The following is an 814-nucleotide window of genomic DNA, read 5'->3' on the forward strand; positions in this document are numbered from 1 at the left end:
GATAGAGAAATAGAAGTCCGCTGACGTGCCTGTATCGCAACAATACGCCGCCGTGGCACCTCAAACTGATAATGCAAAATATGAATAACAATCTGTCGTGCTAACGCCGCATCAAATAAGCCATGCGGAGGGTCAATAATATACCGGATCGGCAGATGCTTAAATCCACTACTCACGGCTTTTAAAGAACAGGAAAGCATCACCTGTAAACGTTCAACTTCTGAATAAGGATTAACGATATCGCTTCTGGCTTCTGGGGTCCATAAATTACAAGCAGCAACCATAACCATCCCCCATTAGTAAAATCCGCTTACAACCTATGGAAAATAAAACTACCCAAACGGCTGTTCTATGATGCAACTCTATGCAATTTATCTTGCCTATTTCGTACTGATCTTTAGACATTGATAAACCTTTTTATCTTATGGTATTTAAATTCATGGCAAATGCGCAAAAACGCAAAGCCGTGTAACGAAGTTCAAGCAGCATTACCGCGCAAAGCAGAATGCGCACGTGAATCTGTATTGGCATGTTTTGCTGCTTTAAAAATGCGACGGCGACTTTTGGGGTAGCGGTCGCTAAAAACCTGCTCGACGGGCAAACCGATAAAATCGGCAATAGCGCGTTCGGCTTTCTCGTTAGACCGTGTCCAGATATGTTGAACACTGGATGACGATAGTTGATAAGCTTTCGCGAGCTCCGCCAAGGTCATATTACGGCGGCGTAGCTCGGCTAAAATACTATGGCGATCCCAAACTTGGATGCATGTTTGTGTGGTTGTCATAACTTTCGCTCCTGCTTCAAACGGATGCTC

At 44.2% G+C, this 814-nt stretch carries 2 protein-coding genes; both read right to left on the minus strand.

What is annotated here, in order from left to right:
• On the minus strand, positions 1-284 hold a 284-nt coding region (locus ACFINH_RS10080; protein WP_375633033.1), incomplete at its 3' end, for a hypothetical protein.
• 194 nt (positions 285-478) lie between these two features.
• Positions 479-784, minus strand: coding sequence for a helix-turn-helix transcriptional regulator (locus tag ACFINH_RS10085; RefSeq protein WP_005864619.1), 306 nt, complete (start codon positions 782-784; stop codon positions 479-481).
• Between the last annotated feature and the right edge of the window lie 30 nt (positions 785-814).

Source organism: Bartonella sp. AA74HLJMH, assembly GCF_042197045.1.
Classification (GTDB): domain Bacteria; phylum Pseudomonadota; class Alphaproteobacteria; order Rhizobiales; family Rhizobiaceae; genus Bartonella.